The 16,876-nt window shown below is 63.5% G+C and carries 20 protein-coding genes; 6 read left to right on the top strand and 14 right to left on the bottom strand.

Annotated elements, in window-relative coordinates; all coding sequences use genetic code 11:
* Positions 1–445: hypothetical protein (locus L1080_RS37960; protein ID WP_459032702.1), on the bottom strand; the 445-nt coding region annotated here is incomplete at its 3' end.
* Positions 446–1,203: 758 nt separating this feature from the next.
* Here L1080_RS37960 and L1080_RS37955 point away from each other — a divergent pair.
* On the top strand, positions 1,204–1,860 hold the full coding sequence (locus L1080_RS37955) for a TetR/AcrR family transcriptional regulator (RefSeq protein ID WP_250775900.1): 657 nt from the start codon (positions 1,204–1,206) through the stop codon (positions 1,858–1,860).
* A gap of 103 nt (positions 1,861–1,963) precedes the next feature.
* Here the strand turns inward: L1080_RS37955 and L1080_RS37950 are convergent, their stop codons facing one another.
* The 3 genes from L1080_RS37950 to L1080_RS37940 form a co-directional block, all read right to left on the bottom strand.
* On the bottom strand, positions 1,964–2,317 hold the full coding sequence (locus L1080_RS37950) for a hypothetical protein (protein ID WP_005562459.1): 354 nt from the start codon (positions 2,315–2,317) through the stop codon (positions 1,964–1,966).
* A gap of 199 nt (positions 2,318–2,516) precedes the next feature.
* Positions 2,517–2,963 (bottom strand): hypothetical protein, encoded by a 447-nt coding sequence (locus L1080_RS37945; RefSeq protein ID WP_250775898.1) that lies wholly within the window; start codon positions 2,961–2,963, stop codon positions 2,517–2,519.
* 52 nt (positions 2,964–3,015) lie between these two features.
* A complete protein-coding gene (locus L1080_RS37940; RefSeq protein WP_250775896.1) occupies positions 3,016–3,513 on the bottom strand; it encodes a winged helix-turn-helix domain-containing protein in 498 nt (165 codons plus the stop codon).
* A gap of 135 nt (positions 3,514–3,648) precedes the next feature.
* Between L1080_RS37940 and L1080_RS37935 the strand changes: the two genes are divergently transcribed.
* Entirely contained in the window at positions 3,649–4,623 is a 975-nt protein-coding gene (locus L1080_RS37935; RefSeq protein WP_250775894.1) for an ATP-dependent DNA ligase, read from the top strand.
* Positions 4,624–4,881: 258 nt separating this feature from the next.
* Here the strand turns inward: L1080_RS37935 and L1080_RS37930 are convergent, their stop codons facing one another.
* Together L1080_RS37930 and L1080_RS37925 are read right to left on the bottom strand one after the other, a co-directional pair.
* Positions 4,882–6,144, bottom strand: coding sequence for a zinc-ribbon domain-containing protein (locus L1080_RS37930; protein WP_109336392.1), 1,263 nt, complete (start codon positions 6,142–6,144; stop codon positions 4,882–4,884).
* A gap of 106 nt (positions 6,145–6,250) precedes the next feature.
* The gene (locus L1080_RS37925) at positions 6,251–6,430 is read right to left on the bottom strand and encodes a hypothetical protein (RefSeq protein WP_109336393.1); all 180 of its coding nucleotides are present in this window, start codon (positions 6,428–6,430) and stop codon (positions 6,251–6,253) included.
* A gap of 179 nt (positions 6,431–6,609) precedes the next feature.
* Between L1080_RS37925 and L1080_RS37920 the strand changes: the two genes are divergently transcribed.
* Complete coding sequence (locus L1080_RS37920; protein WP_109336394.1) at positions 6,610–6,954, top strand: histone-like nucleoid-structuring protein Lsr2; 345 nt, start codon at positions 6,610–6,612, stop codon at positions 6,952–6,954.
* A 105-nt stretch (positions 6,955–7,059) separates the two neighbouring features.
* Here L1080_RS37920 and L1080_RS37915 read toward each other — a convergent pair whose 3' ends face one another.
* A complete protein-coding gene (locus L1080_RS37915; protein ID WP_250775892.1) occupies positions 7,060–7,602 on the bottom strand; it encodes a DUF2188 domain-containing protein in 543 nt (180 codons plus the stop codon).
* A 463-nt stretch (positions 7,603–8,065) separates the two neighbouring features.
* Positions 8,066–8,626 (bottom strand): recombinase family protein, encoded by a 561-nt coding sequence (locus L1080_RS37910; RefSeq protein ID WP_109336396.1) that lies wholly within the window; start codon positions 8,624–8,626, stop codon positions 8,066–8,068.
* A 522-nt stretch (positions 8,627–9,148) separates the two neighbouring features.
* Here L1080_RS37910 and L1080_RS37905 point away from each other — a divergent pair.
* Complete coding sequence (locus L1080_RS37905; RefSeq protein ID WP_162603433.1) at positions 9,149–9,874, top strand: hypothetical protein; 726 nt, start codon at positions 9,149–9,151, stop codon at positions 9,872–9,874.
* A gap of 335 nt (positions 9,875–10,209) precedes the next feature.
* Here the strand turns inward: L1080_RS37905 and L1080_RS37900 are convergent, their stop codons facing one another.
* Positions 10,210–11,016, bottom strand: a complete 807-nt coding sequence (locus L1080_RS37900) for a DUF2510 domain-containing protein (protein ID WP_162603434.1) — start codon at positions 11,014–11,016, stop codon at positions 10,210–10,212.
* A 497-nt stretch (positions 11,017–11,513) separates the two neighbouring features.
* Between L1080_RS37900 and L1080_RS37895 the strand changes: the two genes are divergently transcribed.
* Positions 11,514–11,894, top strand: coding sequence for a hypothetical protein (locus tag L1080_RS37895; protein WP_109336399.1), 381 nt, complete (start codon positions 11,514–11,516; stop codon positions 11,892–11,894).
* Between the two features lie 425 nt (positions 11,895–12,319).
* Here the strand turns inward: L1080_RS37895 and L1080_RS37890 are convergent, their stop codons facing one another.
* Positions 12,320–12,535, bottom strand: coding sequence for a recombinase family protein (locus L1080_RS37890; protein WP_230990491.1), 216 nt, complete (start codon positions 12,533–12,535; stop codon positions 12,320–12,322).
* Positions 12,447–12,749: a recombinase family protein gene (locus L1080_RS37885; RefSeq protein WP_230990492.1), complete on the bottom strand. Its 303-nt coding sequence runs from the start codon at positions 12,747–12,749 to the stop codon at positions 12,447–12,449. The genes L1080_RS37890 and L1080_RS37885 overlap by 89 nt, the downstream gene beginning before the upstream one ends.
* A gap of 399 nt (positions 12,750–13,148) precedes the next feature.
* Here L1080_RS37885 and L1080_RS37880 point away from each other — a divergent pair, with 399 nt between their 5' ends.
* Complete coding sequence (locus tag L1080_RS37880) at positions 13,149–13,736, top strand: helix-turn-helix domain-containing protein (protein ID WP_109336400.1); 588 nt, start codon at positions 13,149–13,151, stop codon at positions 13,734–13,736.
* Between the two features lie 522 nt (positions 13,737–14,258).
* Here the strand turns inward: L1080_RS37880 and L1080_RS37875 are convergent.
* From L1080_RS37875 to L1080_RS37865, 3 genes are read right to left on the bottom strand one after another with little or no spacing between them, the layout of a single operon-like run.
* On the bottom strand, positions 14,259–14,798 hold the full coding sequence (locus L1080_RS37875; RefSeq protein WP_204165075.1) for a PaaI family thioesterase: 540 nt from the start codon (positions 14,796–14,798) through the stop codon (positions 14,259–14,261).
* A 21-nt stretch (positions 14,799–14,819) separates the two neighbouring features.
* Positions 14,820–15,269: a universal stress protein gene (locus tag L1080_RS37870; RefSeq protein ID WP_250775890.1), complete on the bottom strand. Its 450-nt coding sequence runs from the start codon at positions 15,267–15,269 to the stop codon at positions 14,820–14,822.
* Positions 15,266–16,861 carry an MFS transporter gene (locus L1080_RS37865; RefSeq protein WP_109336402.1) on the bottom strand — a complete coding sequence of 532 codons (1,596 nt, stop codon included), beginning with the start codon at positions 16,859–16,861 and terminating at the stop codon, positions 15,266–15,268. Before L1080_RS37865 ends, L1080_RS37870 begins: the two co-directional genes overlap by 4 nt.
* Positions 16,862–16,876: the final 15 nt, after the last annotated feature.

Here is a 16,876-nt window from a genome sequence, read left to right as displayed (position 1 = left end):
CGATGAGAGCGAACTGCCCTGCCGGTGCACCGCCGGTGTACTGGTGCAGTGCCGTGCGGGCGCGGGTGACCGCGCAGCCGAGTGCATCGGGGGAGTCGCCGAGTGCCTCGACGCTGGCCTCGCCCATTGCCAGGGCTACCGAGTCACCCTGCGTGTCGTACAGGCCGACAGCCCAACTCGTAATGGGTTCACCGGTCGCCAAGGCAGGGCCACCGTTGGTGGTGGCAAGGAGGTAGATCGACCGGCCATCGGGGGCGTAACCGGCACCGCCGGTGAGTGCGTAGCAATTGCCGCCGGTCGAGGCCACTTCGGGATCGGCGACGCCGACTGCCTCGAGTCGCGTCAGCTCGCGGGCGTACATCTCTTCCAAGGCGCCGTAGCTTCGGTAGTCGAGCACGTCGGACGTCTCCTCGACGGGATCCTCGGGCGTTGTGGGCGGGTTCATATGTCAGTGACCTTTCGTACGGATCGGACCACTCACCGTGTCCCGATCGTTCTTTTTGCCCTGCGGGCAAAGGAGAGTCGGATCGGCGGTATCAGGACGGGGTGCAACCCCTGGGCCGAGAAGTTTCTCAGCGAGCGAAGCGAGTACGCGTTGAGAAAGTTCTCGGAGCCTTGTGCCGGCGCTTGCGCCGCCAGGGGTTGTTCCCCGGCCGCCGTCGATCAGGATCGGAAGGCCAGCAGGTCAAAAGAACGATGCTCTTCAACAGGGCGGAGCGCAGCGGAGCTCGATGTAGGGTCTCGAGACTCGTGGCCAAATCTCATCTGGGATGGCCACTCAGTGGCCAGTTGGCCAATTGGGTGAGATTGCATTCGACGTGGCGGCGTGGCTGATCTCGAATGCGGTGGCGGATCCGCCACCGTGGTGAGACTCGCCCATCTTCGGCGTGATCCAGATCGTTCGGGGTGTCCCGATTGACGCCCCGAAAGCTAAAACATCACCGGACGGGGCTACCGGAACGGCGCTGGTCAGCGAGTTCCGGTCAACGGCCGGCTCTCGGGACGAGCCGGTGAATATTTTTTCGGCAGCGGTCCGGTTTCCGTCTCCATAAAGGTCTTCAGGTTAGTTTCTAGTAAGGTTTTTATGAGCGACAGACTGCTCTGTCGGTTCTTTCAAAACGGGGATACTGTTATGTATGGCTCCACGCTCGTCCCGGAAGGCGAAAGGCGGGGTTACTACATCTGGGAGAGGGATTCACCGTCATGACACGTCAGCAGGAGCGCGCGCGACGCACTCGCGCTGCGCTGGTGGAGTCGGCCGCGATCGAGTTCGCCAAACGCGGCTATGCGGCGGCGCCGCTCAACACGATCCTCGAAGGCTCGAACGCCACCAAGGGGGCGATGTACTTCCACTTCCAGTCGAAGGAAGAACTCGCCCGAGCCGTCCTCCAGTCCGGAATCGAGCAGTTCTCTGCTCTGACCGATCGGTGGACGCGTCGCACGGACATCGGGCCGTTCGAAGCCCTCCACGGCTTCGTTCTCGATCTCGCGAAGCTGTTCCATTCGAGCGTCCTCGTCCGGGCCGAGTTCCGGCTGATCGTCGAACTCGAGTTTTATCCGGACGTACAGTCCGGCGGCTCGCAGTTCTGGGGGCGGACCGCGCACGAGTTCGCGATCCGCGCTCAGCGCGACGGACTGCTCCGCCCCGGCGCCGACCCCGAGCAGTTCACCCGGGTCCTGGCGGCGTCGCTCGCCGGCCAGCGGTACATGTCCGACATGGTGGCGCTGGAGGGCGACCTCGGCGAGCGGTTCACGGAATCGCTCGAAGTGATCCTCACTGCGATGGCTTCACCCGAATGGCTGGAGAACTTTGCGAGGGAAGGATGGCCGGATTCCGGCTCAGAACTGCCCGATTCGTAGTCTGACCTAGCTATTTGGGAAGTTCTCGATCCGTGTCCTAAGCGACGCGAACCTGCCGTCGCACCTGGCCGCGAACGCGAGCGGTTCGCCTGACTCCGCCCTACTAGGAGCTCTTGAAGAGAGAGTTCTTCGTCGAGGAAGCCGGCACGACCTCCAGCCGCTGTAGCTCAGCACCGGCACCGGTGACGTCACCGTCAGCTTGGTCGAGTATTTGCAGTCCTTTCTCAACTGCGCGCCAGTCCGCTGACAGATCGAAATATCCCAGGAGATCAACGACCTCGGCGACCCACCGTTTCGCGCCGCGTCTGTCACGTCGCAGCTGGGCGTAGTAGGTCACCATGGCGTCGCTCACCGACTTCTTGCGCTGCCCCCACTTCTCGCCCTTCCGGGCCGCCTCACTGGCTAGCTGCCACAGCTGTGCAACGTCGACGTGCCGATCCAGCACCGGTTCCCTCACACCTGGCACAGTAGCGATCCAACAGGACATGGCCGCCGTCGCACCGCGGTGGAGTGCTTCGGAAGCGATCGCACTGAGGCGATCTGGGCGGTGGGGCACGATGAGGTCCTTCCTCTTGAATCGGGCGAGTCGCCGCGTGGCCATGACTGCGGGGGCTGTCCGGCATGGTTGTAGTGGCCGGCGACGTCGACAAGGCTGGTCAGATCAGTGGTGTGCCGGTATTTCCCGGCCACGCGGCAACGAGACGTTCCATGCTGGCGTGCAGCTGGTTGAGTTCGTCGACGACCAGGACCAAGAATTCGCCCGGCCGCTGCGTGGGGTCCGGGAAGCTCGCCGGCACGTCTGCCTCTTCTTCCGTGGTCAGCTCGTTCCAGTTGTCCGGGAGATCGGCGAAGATCCCGCCGGTGATCGTCGGCCCGTCCTTCGAGACCATGTAACTGATCACTAGTTCCCGGGGCCGCAGGTCGTCCCGATCCGCCGGCTCGACACCGAAGTCCAGGTGCCCCCACACTGCCTTGTCCCAGGTGATGACCTCGGCGTCGACGGCCTTCTGCAGAAGCCAGTGACCCACGAGACGATAGCCGTCGTTGACCCGGCTGGGGGTGAGTCGGTCGAGGCGGTCGGTGTGCAGTGTCAGCAACGTCATTCGGGGTCCTTACGGGATGAGGTGTTAGGCGAGATGGTTATATTCCAAGGACTCACACGGCGTCTTCCACCTTCCGCCGGAGCCGGTCTGCCGTTTCGGCCCACTCGCTGTGGTGCGGACTGTTCGGATGATCGGGTTCGTCCTCGACCCTGTCGCGCATTCGACCTGCCCATTCTTCCAGTGCATCGGTCAGCACGAAGTACAGATGAGGTTCGGCCGGATCGTCGAGGTCGATCGTCAGGCTGTGCTTGCTCTGACTGTCCATCGCGGCGAGGACCGTAGTGAGTCGCTCCCGGATCTGCGCCAATTCACCTGGCACGTCGACGGCGGTCAGGGGTTCGTTGCCGACCACGAAGGCGCCGACTCCCTGGCGGGTTTCGATCAGTCCTTCCTCGGCGAGACGTTGTTGCGCGGCGCGCACGGTGTTCAGGCTGCGGATGCCGTATTCGTCTTGCAGTTCGCTGATGCTGGGCAGTTTGGAACCGAGTCCCCATTCACCAGACGTGATGCGCTCGCGGAGCCGGTCGGCGAGGTCGTGGTACACAGCCATACCCAACACCATAACACTGTGTGTGATAACCACAGTTAAGGTGCGGCAGGAGCCTGGATCGGTGATCGATGGGATCGGACCGTTCTCGAGTCCTTCCGTCTGTGTAGCTAGCAGGTCACGGGCACAATCGGGGCTATGCGGCTGATCGCGCCCATGCTGGCCACGGCCGGCGCACTCCCGGACGACACGGCGGAACGGCCGTGGAGTTTCGAGATGAAGTACGACGGGTGCCGGATGCTGGCCTCGGTGGGCGGCGGCCAGGAGCCGGTGCTGTGGACCCGCGCCATGAACGTGGTGACACCCTCGTATCCCGAGATCGCCGAGGCATTGACAGCGGCGTTCGGCGGCCGCGGGCGCATCGTTCTCGACGGGGAGGTCGTCGTACTTGATCACGGCCGGCCCTCGTTCGGACTGCTCCAGCGGCGCATGGGGATTGCTCATGCCACGAAGCCGCTGCAGCGGCGAATCCCTGTGACATTTCTACCGTTTGACGTCCTGGTGCTCGACGACCTGGATCTCACGAGTGCGTCGTACCTGGATCGGCGGGCGGAGCTGGCCGAGCTGGATTCGATCCTCCAGGACGTCGGCGGCCTGCCCATCACCGCCCCTCCGCACTGGGAGAATCAGCGCAGCACAATCATGCTCAATGCGGCGAACAGTGCTGGCATGGAAGGGATTTTGGCCAAACGATCGGCATCGATCTACCTTCCGGGCCAGCGCAGCCGATCCTGGATCAAACACGCAATCCGCACGCGCAGCTCGGTTTTGGTGATCGGGTTCGTCGGCTCGAGCCGTTCGGTCGCGGCACTGATCCTCGGAGCGTACGACGCCGAGAATAGATTAATCCAGGTGGGTTCCGTTTCTTCCGGGCTCACGGTGCCGATGCGCCGACAGCTCCGGGAGGACTTCCGGCCGCTGGAGCGCCCTAGCAGCCCTCTCACGGACCCGTCAGCAGCCGCGGAGACCTTCCCTGGGATTCAGTGGCTCACTCCGCGGCTGGTCGTGGACGTCGCCTACAGGGCGCACACGGCCGGTGGGCTACGGCATCCCTCTCTGAAGGGCCGGCGCTTCGACGTCGATTTTCAATCGGTTCGTGCGGAGGACCTGTAGGCCGGCCAGAGGAAAGCCGCCGACACCTTCCCCGGCGTCAGCGGCTCCTCATCCCCTACGCCTGGAACGCTACGCAATGTAGGTCTTACCCGGCTCGGGGGTGACAGTGACGCCATATCGCCTCTCGGCAAGCGGTCGCTCGCAGCGACTTTTCTGGTGTGGTACCCGGGGTATGAGCGCCACCGTCGCCCTCTTCAACATGGGCCGAGCTGGCGGTATTCCGGCGGGGCTCACTGCCGCTTCGGAAGGTTCAGCTGCTCACGGGGCCTGTCCATGATTGATGATGCCGTGAGCAAGGGGATTCGGTGTATGCAGCGGGTCCGGCCTACCGATGAGAGGGTGATCGGTGAGTGGCTCACCGAGGATGGCCAGGCCGCCGCGGTGCAGGGTCAGTCCGGTGATCGACGCAACCAGCACAACTGTCTTGTCGTGGACCAGAAGCATGATCTTCGATGCGGCGACATGATCTGCCCGGAACTTCCAGATCCCCCGGCCACGCTCCCACAGTTCCTGTGACGTGAGACCTGGGGCGTAACCGACGTGAGTTCGGCCGAGAGGGTCGTCGGGTTCGGCGGGTGAGACTGTGGGGAGCGTGACCCGTAAGGCCGCTAAACGCGCGGGAAGCTGCTTCGGCCGGAACCGCCGCAGCTCGGACGACGCTCCTCTCTCACGGTCACGGACGATGTGATCGAAGCTGGGGTAGTGCCGATTCGCGAGGTTGACCGGAGGCAGCGCACCGGTCGCCGTGAACCGCTGTTGTTCACAGAATTGCACGCGCCGCTCGAAATCGTCATCTAGGGCAGCGTCGACAATATCGAAGCCGAGCTTCTTCAACGCCCATCCGATCTGGATGGAATGCTCGCCGGGAACATACCGGTCATGAAAGCGGCCGGCATCTTCCGGCACAGCCGAGTGCATCTCCTCCCGGCAACTCTGCGGCAGCGCGTCGAGGATGCGCAGCATGCACGCGCCGAGCAACCTCGATGCCGGGTAGCTCAGCATGGGACGATGCTCGACGGTCGCAATAGCGACGTACAGGCTCACCATCCGCACGAAGTACGCCTCCACCAGCGGGAAGATCTCTACCCACCACTCGACTGTGTCGGCCGCTCTGCCGCAGAAAAGGGCGTAGTGCGGGCTGTCGTCGAGGATGCGGACCGCGGCCGCGGCCGAGTCCTCATGCGCGTCGAGGATCAGCCGCGTGTGCTCTGTGACCTCGCACTTGTCGCACGGGTCCGCGAGTACACGAAAGGTGGATTCACTGCTCCGGAACCTGCGGTGACCGCAACTGTAAACAACGCAGCCAGGGGCCACGCAGTACAGGCATGCGTGGAGGTCCCCCTTCTTCCACGTCGCGTGTGATCGCCGCTGCAGCGGTGTTTCTCGCCACTCGTGTCCCACGGGGCATCGCCACCACAGCATCTCGTGCGAAGAGGCCGAGATCGAATCAAGATCGACCCCAGCATTGCGGGCCCGATGTAGTTGCTGAAACAGCTCTGGGTGCTCGTCTTTGAAACGCATACCCCCCCTTGAGTTCTATTGGTAAAGAGACTTTCTCTTGTATCAATTGCGCGAAATTGCACCCGACGCAACCCATTGAAAGTCGCTGCGACCCTTGAATGAAGCGCTAGGCCAGCAAGGTCATGAACCCTATGAGGAAGACCCCCAGGCGACCGAACAGCACCGGGAATTCAGTGCTTATCTTCATCCGGAAGATGACACCTCTGGACGAGAGGTACCCGATTGCGGCGGCGATCGCACCGAGAACCATCAGGTGCCATGCCAAGGGAGCGAGAAAGTTCGTCATGGCGCGAACGGTAGCCAAACCTCGGGAGTCCCGAAGAAGGTTGTTGCTTGCCTTGACCAGCAGCGATGCCGTACGGCATCGCTGAGCCTAACAAAGACGACAAAATGTCGGGCGTGTCGAGACGCTGATGCTGCCAGTACTGTCATCCGGTCTGTACCGGAGACTGAGGAGTGGAATCTGTGGCACGCAGGGTCGTAGTTGAGATGGTCGACGACATCGACGGCACCGCCTTCGGTGAGGACGGCGAGAGCATCCACTATGCGGTCGACGGCGTCGAGTACGTGATCGACTTGAAGGACGATGCGAAGGAACTCCGCGAGACCTTCGAGTACTACATCGCGCACTCCACCCGGGTCGGCGGCCGCAAGCACCGCTCCGACCGGCCGGACAACGCCACTGCCGGGAAGCGGCCGCGGGGCGAAACGCAGAAGATTCGCGCCTGGGCGCTCGAGCAGGGCTACGAGCTCTCCTCCCGCGGCCGTATCCCCACTGAGGTCGAGCAGGCCTTCCACGCCGCCCACTGAAGCTCCGAGGCTGATGTCGCGGCCTTCTCGCACCTCGATCGTGCACAGGCACCCCGGTCCGAATGGACCGGGGTGCCTGTTTAACCGGGAGTTTTGCAGGTCCTCTTAACCCGGGGTGTTGCGGGGATCGGTGGCAGGCGGAACAGAGTCCTTAGCCCTGATCTTTCCATCCACACCGTGGATGTTGAGTTCAGCGCCGGCGGAATTTGCACGACCAAGTTCACGAGCCTTGGCGATGCTCTCCTTCTGCGTCCCGGTCACAGCACTTGCCCGGGAGTTCCCTTCGACCTTGACCTTCCAGGCATCGCCACTTTTCACGACGTGGATGTTCTTCTTGGTAGCCACGCGCTCTACCGCCCAGGCTTCGTCGTGATGGTGACCTTGCGAATCGGACCAGGCACGCTGATCGTCTTCTTCTGGCCCGGGCGGATAGTGATTCGACGGATAGTACCCATGTGCACAACTCCTAAGGGCAGCTATCCAGACCAGAATCTCCGCCCCGCATCTTGCGGTCTTAGAGCCACGAGGTATGGTCATCTGTGCATCGGCAAAATGCAGATAAATACACACCTCGAAACTTTCAGTCCCCCCGAGTTGTTTCGAGGTTTTCTGCTGTCTCCAAATTAAGTTAGCACCCGATTTCAACATTTCCGCTTTACTTGAGACGAACGACCGGCATTTATGTGCCCGACGCCCTACTCGTCAGTACGTTCTCCCTGCTCACGGCATTTGAAAATTGCCCATGTGCCATTCGTCACATAGCAGAAATCCCGTAATGCCCCCTGTCGGTCACCTGTGCCAAGCTCGGACACCGCAAGGGTGAATGTCCCGGAAGTGGACTTCGAGCCGTCAGATTTGACGCCAGACGCCTCAAACGAAACTTGGTACAGAAGACCGAACGGAGACTTCGATGCCGAGCTGCATAGCCGATTTGACACAAAATTCTGACAAGGCTATATCTGCTCGCAGCAGCAATGCATAGACATTTTTACGGCTGCTCCACAGAACTTCACGGAGTAATAGATCCGCGAATTTGGCGTTGTTCATGGAGTGCCGAGATCTCCGCATCCGGCCCTTCGGCACAGCAGTCGCCGTCCATGAGACAACGCCTCTATTGCGATGTGGCCGAGAGATGCCGGTATAGCGTGGCGCGGCCAATCCCTAGAACTGCTGCGATTTCAGTTTTCGGGGTTCCCGCCTCGACCATCTGTCGGATGTGACGTGCCTTCGCCGCATCGATCGCCTTGGGCTGCCCGCCGATCCGGCCTCGTGCCCGGGCAGCGGCGAGACCGGCAACCGTCCGCTCTTGGATAAGCGCCCTCTCGAATTGCGCTAAGGCACCGAATATTTGAAAGATCAGCATCCCGCCAGGAGATGAAGTGTCGATCGTCTCCGTGAGCGATTTGAACGCCACCCCGCGGGCCTGAAGGTCTTCGACCGTCTCGATCAGATGGCTCAACGATCGCCCGAGCCTGTCCAGGCGCCACACTACGAGGGTGTCGCCGGCGCGAAGATGCCCGAGTAGGTCCAGCAGTTCGGGGCGGTCCTTCTTGGCACCGCTCGCCACTTCCTCCCAGACTCTCGAACACCCGGCGGCCGCCAGAGCGTCCCTCTGCAAATCCAGCACCTGATCGGTGCCACTTACCCTCAGATACCCGAATACGGCGCTCACAGGCGATGACTGTCCCAGAAACGTCTGACACCCTCCAGTGGGCACCCAAGAGGGTGAGACAGGTTTCTGAGACACATAACAATTCGGTAACGCTTCCCATCGATTCGACTCCTGGACACCTGCCGAGCAGCCGTCGGTCTCGTTCGGCCCACTCGCGGCCGCACGCACTCGATTCCCGTCCGGTGTCTCAACTCCGGGCGTCTCAGTAATGGTCGAATGAGAGACAACCCGAAACAGCGCATAACTATCCAGAGCGGACCCAACTGGTGTCCCGTTCGCCGTCCCGATTCGGGATTCCTTCACCGGACGGGGTTACCGGGACCCGTGCAGCTCAGCTCGTTCGGGACATGGGCCGGCGACGGGAAGCGGCCGAGGACGCTATCCGCAAAATCATCCGGACGGCCCGCAGACGCGCACACGAAAGAACCCCCAGGTTTCCCTGGGGGTTCTTTCACTATTCGTATGTCCTAGAGGGAGGCACTCGGCCCACGATCCTCAATGGCTCTGTGGTAGACACCGTACATGCCTACGGCCTCCTACGCAATGACCCCTGCCGATGCGCAGGCTATCGAGAAATGCCTCTCGCCTGGTCGAGTTGGGTCATATCACCCTCCGCTGGTCACCTGCGATCAGGGCGAGGATCCGCTGGCTGCTGCTCTTAGGCTCTATCGATGGAATGCCGAGATCGCTGCGGCCCTGTGGACTGTGATGCACGTTTTCGAAGTCACCGTACGGAATGCTGTGAGCGATGCTGTGACCCAGGTCCACGGACCGAATTGGACTCACGACGCCTCCTTCCACGCGAAACTTCCACCCGCGCCGCGTGACAGAAGCACGAACCGGCCCGCCGGGTACGGCGCACGGGAAGATCTCCAGAAGCAGAGCCGTCTCCATCCGACACCGGGCAAGGTGATTCCCGAACTGAAAATGGCATTCTGGGAGAAGATGTTCACTCAACGGCATGATGCCGATTTCTGGAATAGCTACCTCTGCACCGTCTTTCCGAACGTTGATTCCGCCGAACCTATCCGCGATCACCGCAATGCGCTGCGCACGAGGTACGAACGGGTGCGCAGGATCAGAAATCGTATGGGACATCATGAACCCATCTCGGACACTTCTCGATTCGACTTGTCCCAGTGCTACACGGGAATGATGGAAGTTCTGTCCTGGCGTTCCAGCGAGATCCATGCGTGGGTTGCCGATGTAGAGAATGTTCAAGAGGTTCTGCTGCGTCGCCCGCGTTAGAAACGCCGTCTCGCTGACCCTGCGGGTGAAGTCATCTCCCGATGATGCAGGATGCGCCCCGCAAGCGATCCCTTGTGGTGTCTCATGAGACCAGCTCCCGGTAACGACCGAAGCTGAGACGGTCGCGGTATCGGTTGTTTCCGAGGTGCAGCAACCCTGTCGCCGATCGCGGCGTGCATCGACTCGATCGTGGACTTCACTGATCCATGCGTGGAGATCTTGACGCTCGATTTCCATCGGCAACTGTATGCGGCCCAAGGGACCAGCATCTGAATGCAAGCAATACCAGCATTGATTGCATTCGAGGGGACCTCCTCGTCGAAGGGTGTCCTGTCCTAACTGGATCCGGTTACATCGAGCATCAGCGCGTTCAGCTTCGGTACCGTCGTCTCCCCGCCCAGGGTCGTCGAGTATGTATGCGAACCGACTACCTCGACGTACATGGTCACGAAGTCCCCGGATACCACATTTGTCAATATCGGCACCGCCCCGGTGACCACGGTGTTGTTGTCGTAGAGGAAGCTGTAGTCCTGTGGCGCAGCCATTGTGTCGGCCCTGAACCGCTCGGGTCCGGTCACCGAATCGAACTGGGTCACATGCCCGTACACAACCAGCTTCCTGCCCTTGTTCGCATCCGGATTCTTCATCACCAGCGCGAAATCCCGGTCACTCAGCGTCTCGTACGTAGACCGATCCCACTTCGCAGCCTCGATCGCAGCCAGCCGAGCCTTCTCCGCGTCAATCGCGGCCTGTCGCTTGGCCTGCTGCTCCTCCTGCTGCCGGCGGGCCTGCTCCTGCTGCGCGGTCCTCGCCGCCACCTCCTCCGGGGTCATGGTCCGGGTGATGCGGGCCGTCGTCGAGTTCCGCGCGGCGTCCGCGGCCGATGGCGAATCGTAGTCATTCACCGTCGCGGCAACGCCCAGAGTGACGATCAGCACGGCGAAGATGCCACCGACGATCCACGGCCAGTTCCGCTTTGGAGCATCAGGTTCACGAGGCGCCCACGGCGGCGTGAACGGTTTCTTCGGCGGCTTCGGAGACTGACCTGCAGTGGGTTGCCCCAACTGGCCCGGTTGCGGCCCCTGCGGGCGCTGCGGCCCCTGCGGGCGCTGCGGCTGCTGGGGGTAAAACGGATTCGACATGTGGGTTGACTTTCTCACGAGAAGGGCTGGTCAGGCTGCCTAGTAGTTCACAGTTGTGTCACCCAGCCACGGTCAGCACATCCGCGACGCGGCGATCAATGATGATCCGGGCAAGGCACCGACTGCCCTCGGTGACACGGACATCGGGGTGGGTGTGGTCACCGACACCCACCAGAGGCAGACATCGGTTACTCCTCCTTGAGCTCATTCATGCCATCGAACCAGGTAACGCCGTCGACGGCCGACAAATCCTGGATCGTCGCATGAGAATTGCCTCCCGGACTTGGGACCACGGCAGCGGCGGAAGGGCCGCTGTGGTCCACACGACGAGCCGTTGGCCAGTCTGAAGGGGCGGAAGGAATTGGAACCGCTCATGGGGCATGACTGTCTCAGAAACATCCGACCGCCCTCGAGCAGGCAATTCAGTGCCTGAATCAGGTTTTCACGACCGGTGTTCTCGCACATCAGCAGGCCCAGTTGGCGGCAAAATAGGGGTCATGAAGAGCGAGCTGTGGCAGGACTACGAAGAGGTAGCAAACTTCCTGCTAGATAAGGTCGCCGCCGAGCTAGGGCTAGAGCGAGTTGAGGGCAAGCAGACGCTCGTCGGTGACGTTGGTACGTCCTGGGAGGTCGACGGCAAAGGTGTGAAGCTCGGCGACGAAGGAATTGTCCTTATCGAGTGCAAACGGTACCCCAAAAGGAGAGTTGATCAGGCGACCGTGGGCGGATTCGCCTTCCGGATTCAGTACCTCGGCGCGTCAGGTGGGATCCTCGTCAATCCGCTAGGTACACAGGAAGGTGGCCGCATTATTGCTGTGCAACGGAGATCATCGAGGTTCATCTCAAGCCGGACTGCACGCGTACCGACTACGTGTTGAGCTTTCTGAACAGGTTTTCCTCGGGGTAATTGACTTCGGCCGGGGCACGGACCATGCGAGCGTCAAGGTGGTGAAGGAAGCCGACGAGGCATCGTGAGTGTGTCGTGTCTCATTTTGCAGCAATCATGAAATGCCGCGCCTGCCCAACTAACACATTTCCGGCCACCGAGCTGCGGTTGTTGGTCGACCCATCTACACCCAAGTGCGAGCACTCGCCCACCCCACCCCACTGGCCGCGTGCGGCCCACCCGCCTTCGATGCCCAATCGAAGCACCGTGCCGCATCTCGGCGCTTCGGTGTCTCGAAAAGGGCCGTTTCTTGGACACCCACCGGCGCGTCAGTGGCCGCAACGCGAGCCGAGCGACCACCACTGGGCCTGCGGATACCCTCACCGAATGCCTGCTTCTTTTACCTGGATGGGACTTCTATCCCTCGCCGTATCGATAACCTCGCTCAGCGTCACCATCGCCATCTTCTTGCTGGGGCGTCGCCTGTCTTTTCGGCAGCAGCGCGAACGCGTGGGCGAGCTTGAGAACGATGCATGGACGGTACTCAAACGCGGTGTCGAGGCCCTGCTCGAGCACCCTCAGCCCGACCCCGCGCTCGCGCAGCTCGGCGCCGAGAGTGATCAGGTGCAGCACCGACCTGCCGAGGCGGTCGAGTCGCGTGATCACCAGCGTGGTCGCCGTCGCGGAGCAGCTTGAGCACAAGATCCAGCTGCGGGCGCGACGCCTTCGCGCCGCTCGCGTGATCGATGTAAGTGTCCTCGGCCGCCACCCCGGCCCGGCGCAACGTGTCGACCTGATGATCCGGGTTCAGATCCGCGGGGGACACCCGCGCGTAGCCGAGCAACATGCGTCGACAATACCCCGACCACCCTGGTTTTCGACGTCGAGAGCCGACGTATTTACCCTGAATAATGGCTATTCGTGATGGTGTTGAAAAACCGAACCAGCCCGTGCCATCGTTGCCTCCTCACGGCACTGCTGTGTCGCCGGAGCCATTGCAACTCTGATCGTCTGCTGAATTGCCACGCCGGGGCCCGAGCCCCCAGCCAGCGACGAGCTCGACCGGTATCGACACGCCGACTGTCGGCGCGCGCGGCGAATCGAGGGATCTGTCGGCGACCGGGAACGGTAGAAGAATCGACTGGGGCCCAGCGCCTGTCGCTCACGTAACTCATAGACCGATTACGGTCATCAGTCGTGATTTCCGCAACTTGGAGCCAGATTCTGAATGCTTCGCATCTAGATAATGGCGAACACCCGAGAGGGGTTGGCCGCCGCCCGCGCACGCGGCCGCAAGGGCGGCCGGCCGTCGAAGCTGAGCCCGGATCAGATCGGACTCGCTCAACGCCTCTACGACGCCGGCGAGCACACCGTCGCCCAGATCTCGGGCATGCTGAAATTGCCGCGCACCACGGTATATGGACATCTGAACAAACGGCAGATGGACCGCGCACCGGCCGAGCAGGCGAGCGCCGTGGTCACCGATCCTCCAGTCCGCCCGCCTCGGACGTGCCCGACCTGCGGACATGAGCCGACCACTCGCGCCGAGGCAGCACACCAACGTGCCGACCTCGCGGTGACCTGGGTCCACGCCGACCCCAATCGCCGGGGAAGGGTCATCAGCCGCCACCACTGTCGGCATTGCGAACCCGGGCAACCAGCATTCGACATCGCCTGCAGCGTCTGCGGCGACGGACCCATCATCGCCGGCGCGCTCGCCGAGCAAGCGAAGAACGGCAACCTGGCCGAGCCCGTTCGACGATGGCTCACTGCAGCGGAATGGGCAGTCACCCCGGATCTCTTGTGTCCGGGCCACGCATATGCCGCTGACTGATCCCTGGGCGACCACGCTGGCCTACCTGGTGCCGCCAAGCCGAACTGGCCGCCACTGGGACCATACCGTTGAGATGTCGCGATAGCTGTGCCGCAACGGGGCTGCGGTAAGGCAGCTATGGCGGCTTCCGCGACGAGCAACAGGTCACCGACATGCTGCGCAATCTGCTCGACGAACGCTCAGATCGAGGACGGCCGAGGAACTGAAAGGCCCGCTCCCCCAACCATTTTCACTATCCGATAAGTGTTATCAACTAGCGCGGACGAGGCACGCCCGGCGTCCGTTGTCGCGCTCCGCGGCAGTATCCGACGCGGAAGGGCTTACCCATCTTCCGGATTGTTCCGGATCGCGGGGGTGCAACGGGACGGTTCGCGGGACATCTCTAGGTAACACCGGTGAGCTGGACGGGTATTCATCCGATGTGGTGTTCCGTTGGTGACGGCTTACGGAGCAAATCAGGGGGTTTCCATCTGCGGCGTTGTGTGTCTTCGTGTGCGTGGGCATTGCCGCAATCTGGGGGTGTTACCGGTGGTGGGGTTGGTGTGTTGTGGTCAGGAAGTGGTCGATGTCGACGATGAGGAACAGGGCGGTGGCGGTGGTCACCACGTGGGCGTGGTCGTTTTCGATGGTGGCTCGCAGGTGTAGTTTGCGGCCGTCGCGGGCGTGGATGTGGGCGCGGAGGGTGTAGGGGGTGTCGAGCAGGACCGGGGCGAGGTAGTCGATGGCGAGGTGGCGGGTGACGGCGAGTTCTCCCACGGTGTAGAGCAGGAATCCGAACAGGTCGTCGAGGACGGTGGCGACCGCACCGCCGTGGGCGATCGTTGGGGCGCCGACGTGGCGGGAGTCGAAACGGTGATGGGCGTGGACGCCGTGTGCGTCGCGTCGGACGCGCAGCTGGTGGCCGTGGGGGTTGGCCGGTCCGCAGCCGAGGCAGTGGTCGTGGTGAGGCGGCAGGTCGGCGGATCCGGACGCGACCACGGGGAAGGTGGGGATCGAGTCCTCGGCCTCGCAGGGTTCGGATCCGGGCTCGTGTGTGCCGGTGCGGGGTGTGTCCTCGGTCATGAGTGCTTTCTGTGGGTTTGTCTACCGGGTGGCGGCGATGAGGATGTCGCAGGGGATTTTGCGGGCAAGCTCGATCGGTGGGATGGACAGCAGCCGGGCCAGCAGTGGTGACCGGTGGGGGTTGGCGGTGACGATGAGGTCGGCGGCGGCGGTGGCGGCCAGGTGCAGCAGTGCGGGCAGGAGGGGTTCGGGCAGGATGTGGGTTTCGATGTCGGTGGCGCCGTGGGCGAGGGCGTGCTGGTGGGCGGTGCGCAAGATGGTGTCGGTGGGGGCGGTGCCGCGCAGCAGGTAGGCGTCGGGTCCGAGCCGGTCGAGGTCGGTGCCGACCGCGCGTTCGTCGATGTCGTGGCGGGCGCTGATGATCAGTAGTCGGGCGTGAGTGGTGTGGGCCAGCTCGGCCGCCTGGTCGACCACCCGGTAGGAACGGTCGGATCCGTCGGTGTCGACGATGATCGTGCGGTAGGCCGTCATGACGGGCGTCTTTCGCGAGCGGCGGGCGTCTCAGTGGGACGGGGTGGACGTGTGAGAGCGCGCGGTGTGCGGCGAGGGGTGGGTCCGGGGGCGAGCAGAGCCAGCACGATCGCCCCAGCGGCGGTGAGGGCGGCCAGCACGAGCGCGGCCTGGCCGCTGCCGTGCACGAACGCGGCCTTGGCGAACTCGGCCAGCGGCCGGGCCACCGGTCCGGCCTCGTCGGCGACCTGTAGGGCGGCGGCCAGGGAATCGGCGACCGGGCCGCGGGCTGGCTCGGGCAGCCGGGGCAGGGCGGGCTGGATGCGGTGGGTGTAGCCGGCGGCGAGCACGCTGCCGGCCACGGCGATCCCGATCGCAGCGCCGATCTCGCGGGCGGCGTCGTTGACCGCGGCGGCGACCCCGTGTTTGGCCTCGGGGGTGTCGGCGACGATGGCATAGGTTGCCGGGGCGGTGCACAACCCCAGGCCCGCGCTCATGATCAGCAGCGGCCACAGCAGCTCGGGGTAGTGCGCGGTGAGGGTCAACCGGCTCACCAGCACCAGTCCGGCGGTGATGGCGAGCAGGCCGGTAACGGTCATCACCCGCAATCCGACCAGGCTCGACAGCCACGGCGCGATCACCGAGATCGCGACCAGCGGCACCACCATCGGCGCCAACGCCACCGCCGAGGCCAGCGGCCCATAACCGAAGATCAGCTGCAGGTACTGCACCAGCAGCAGGAACACGCCGAAGGTGACCAGGAACTGGATGGTCACCGACAGCGCGCCGGCACCGAAACCGCGGTGGGTGAACAACCGCACATCCAGCAGCGGCGCCGAGGAACGCAGCTCGACGACGACGAACGCCACCGTCGCGAGCAGACCGACCCCCGCACTGACGGCGACGAGCGGGTCGGCCCAGCCGCGCGCGGGGACCTCGATCGCGGCGAACACGATCGCCGCGACCGCAACCGCCACCGCGACCGCGCCCACCCAGTCCACCGGCGGATGCTCACGCTGGCGGGACTCGGCGATGGTGCACGCCAACCCCGCCATGACCGTCCCGGCCACGGTCAACCCGACGAACACCGACAGCCACGACCACCGCTCGAGCAACACCCCGGTACCGAGGATTCCCAGCACCGCCCCGGACCCGGCGACCCCGGCCCACACCCCCACCGCCCGGCCGCGATGAGCGGGGGCGAACCCCGCGGTCAGGATCGACAGCGTCGAGGGCATCACCAGCGCGGCGCCCGCCCCGGCCAGCGCGCGCGCCGCAATCAGCCACACCGGGTCGCCCAGCAACAGCGGCAGCGCCGAGGCGGCGGCGAACACCGCCAACCCCGCCACCAGCACCGCGCGGCGCCCGTAGCGGTCACCGACGGCTCCGGCGGGCAGTACCAGACACGCCAGCACCAGTGTGTAGCCATCGACGATCCAGGTCAGCTGGGCTTGCGTCGCCCCCGTCTCGACCGCGATCTGCGGCAACGCCGAATACAACGCCGCCATCGCCGCGACGACCAGCGCCACCGCCAGGCACGACACCGTCAGCATCCACCACTCGGCCCTGGTCCACCGGGCGATCTCGACAGTGTCCGTCCCGTGCGTGTTCACCGGTACCTCCCGACG

The sequence above is a fragment of the Rhodococcus sp. MSC1_016 genome, assembly GCF_023667485.2.
GTDB classification, from domain to species: Bacteria; Actinomycetota; Actinomycetes; order Mycobacteriales; family Mycobacteriaceae; genus Rhodococcus_F; species Rhodococcus_F oxybenzonivorans.
Note: the sequence above shows the minus strand (reverse complement) of the source record. Positions and strands in the feature narration are given on the sequence as shown.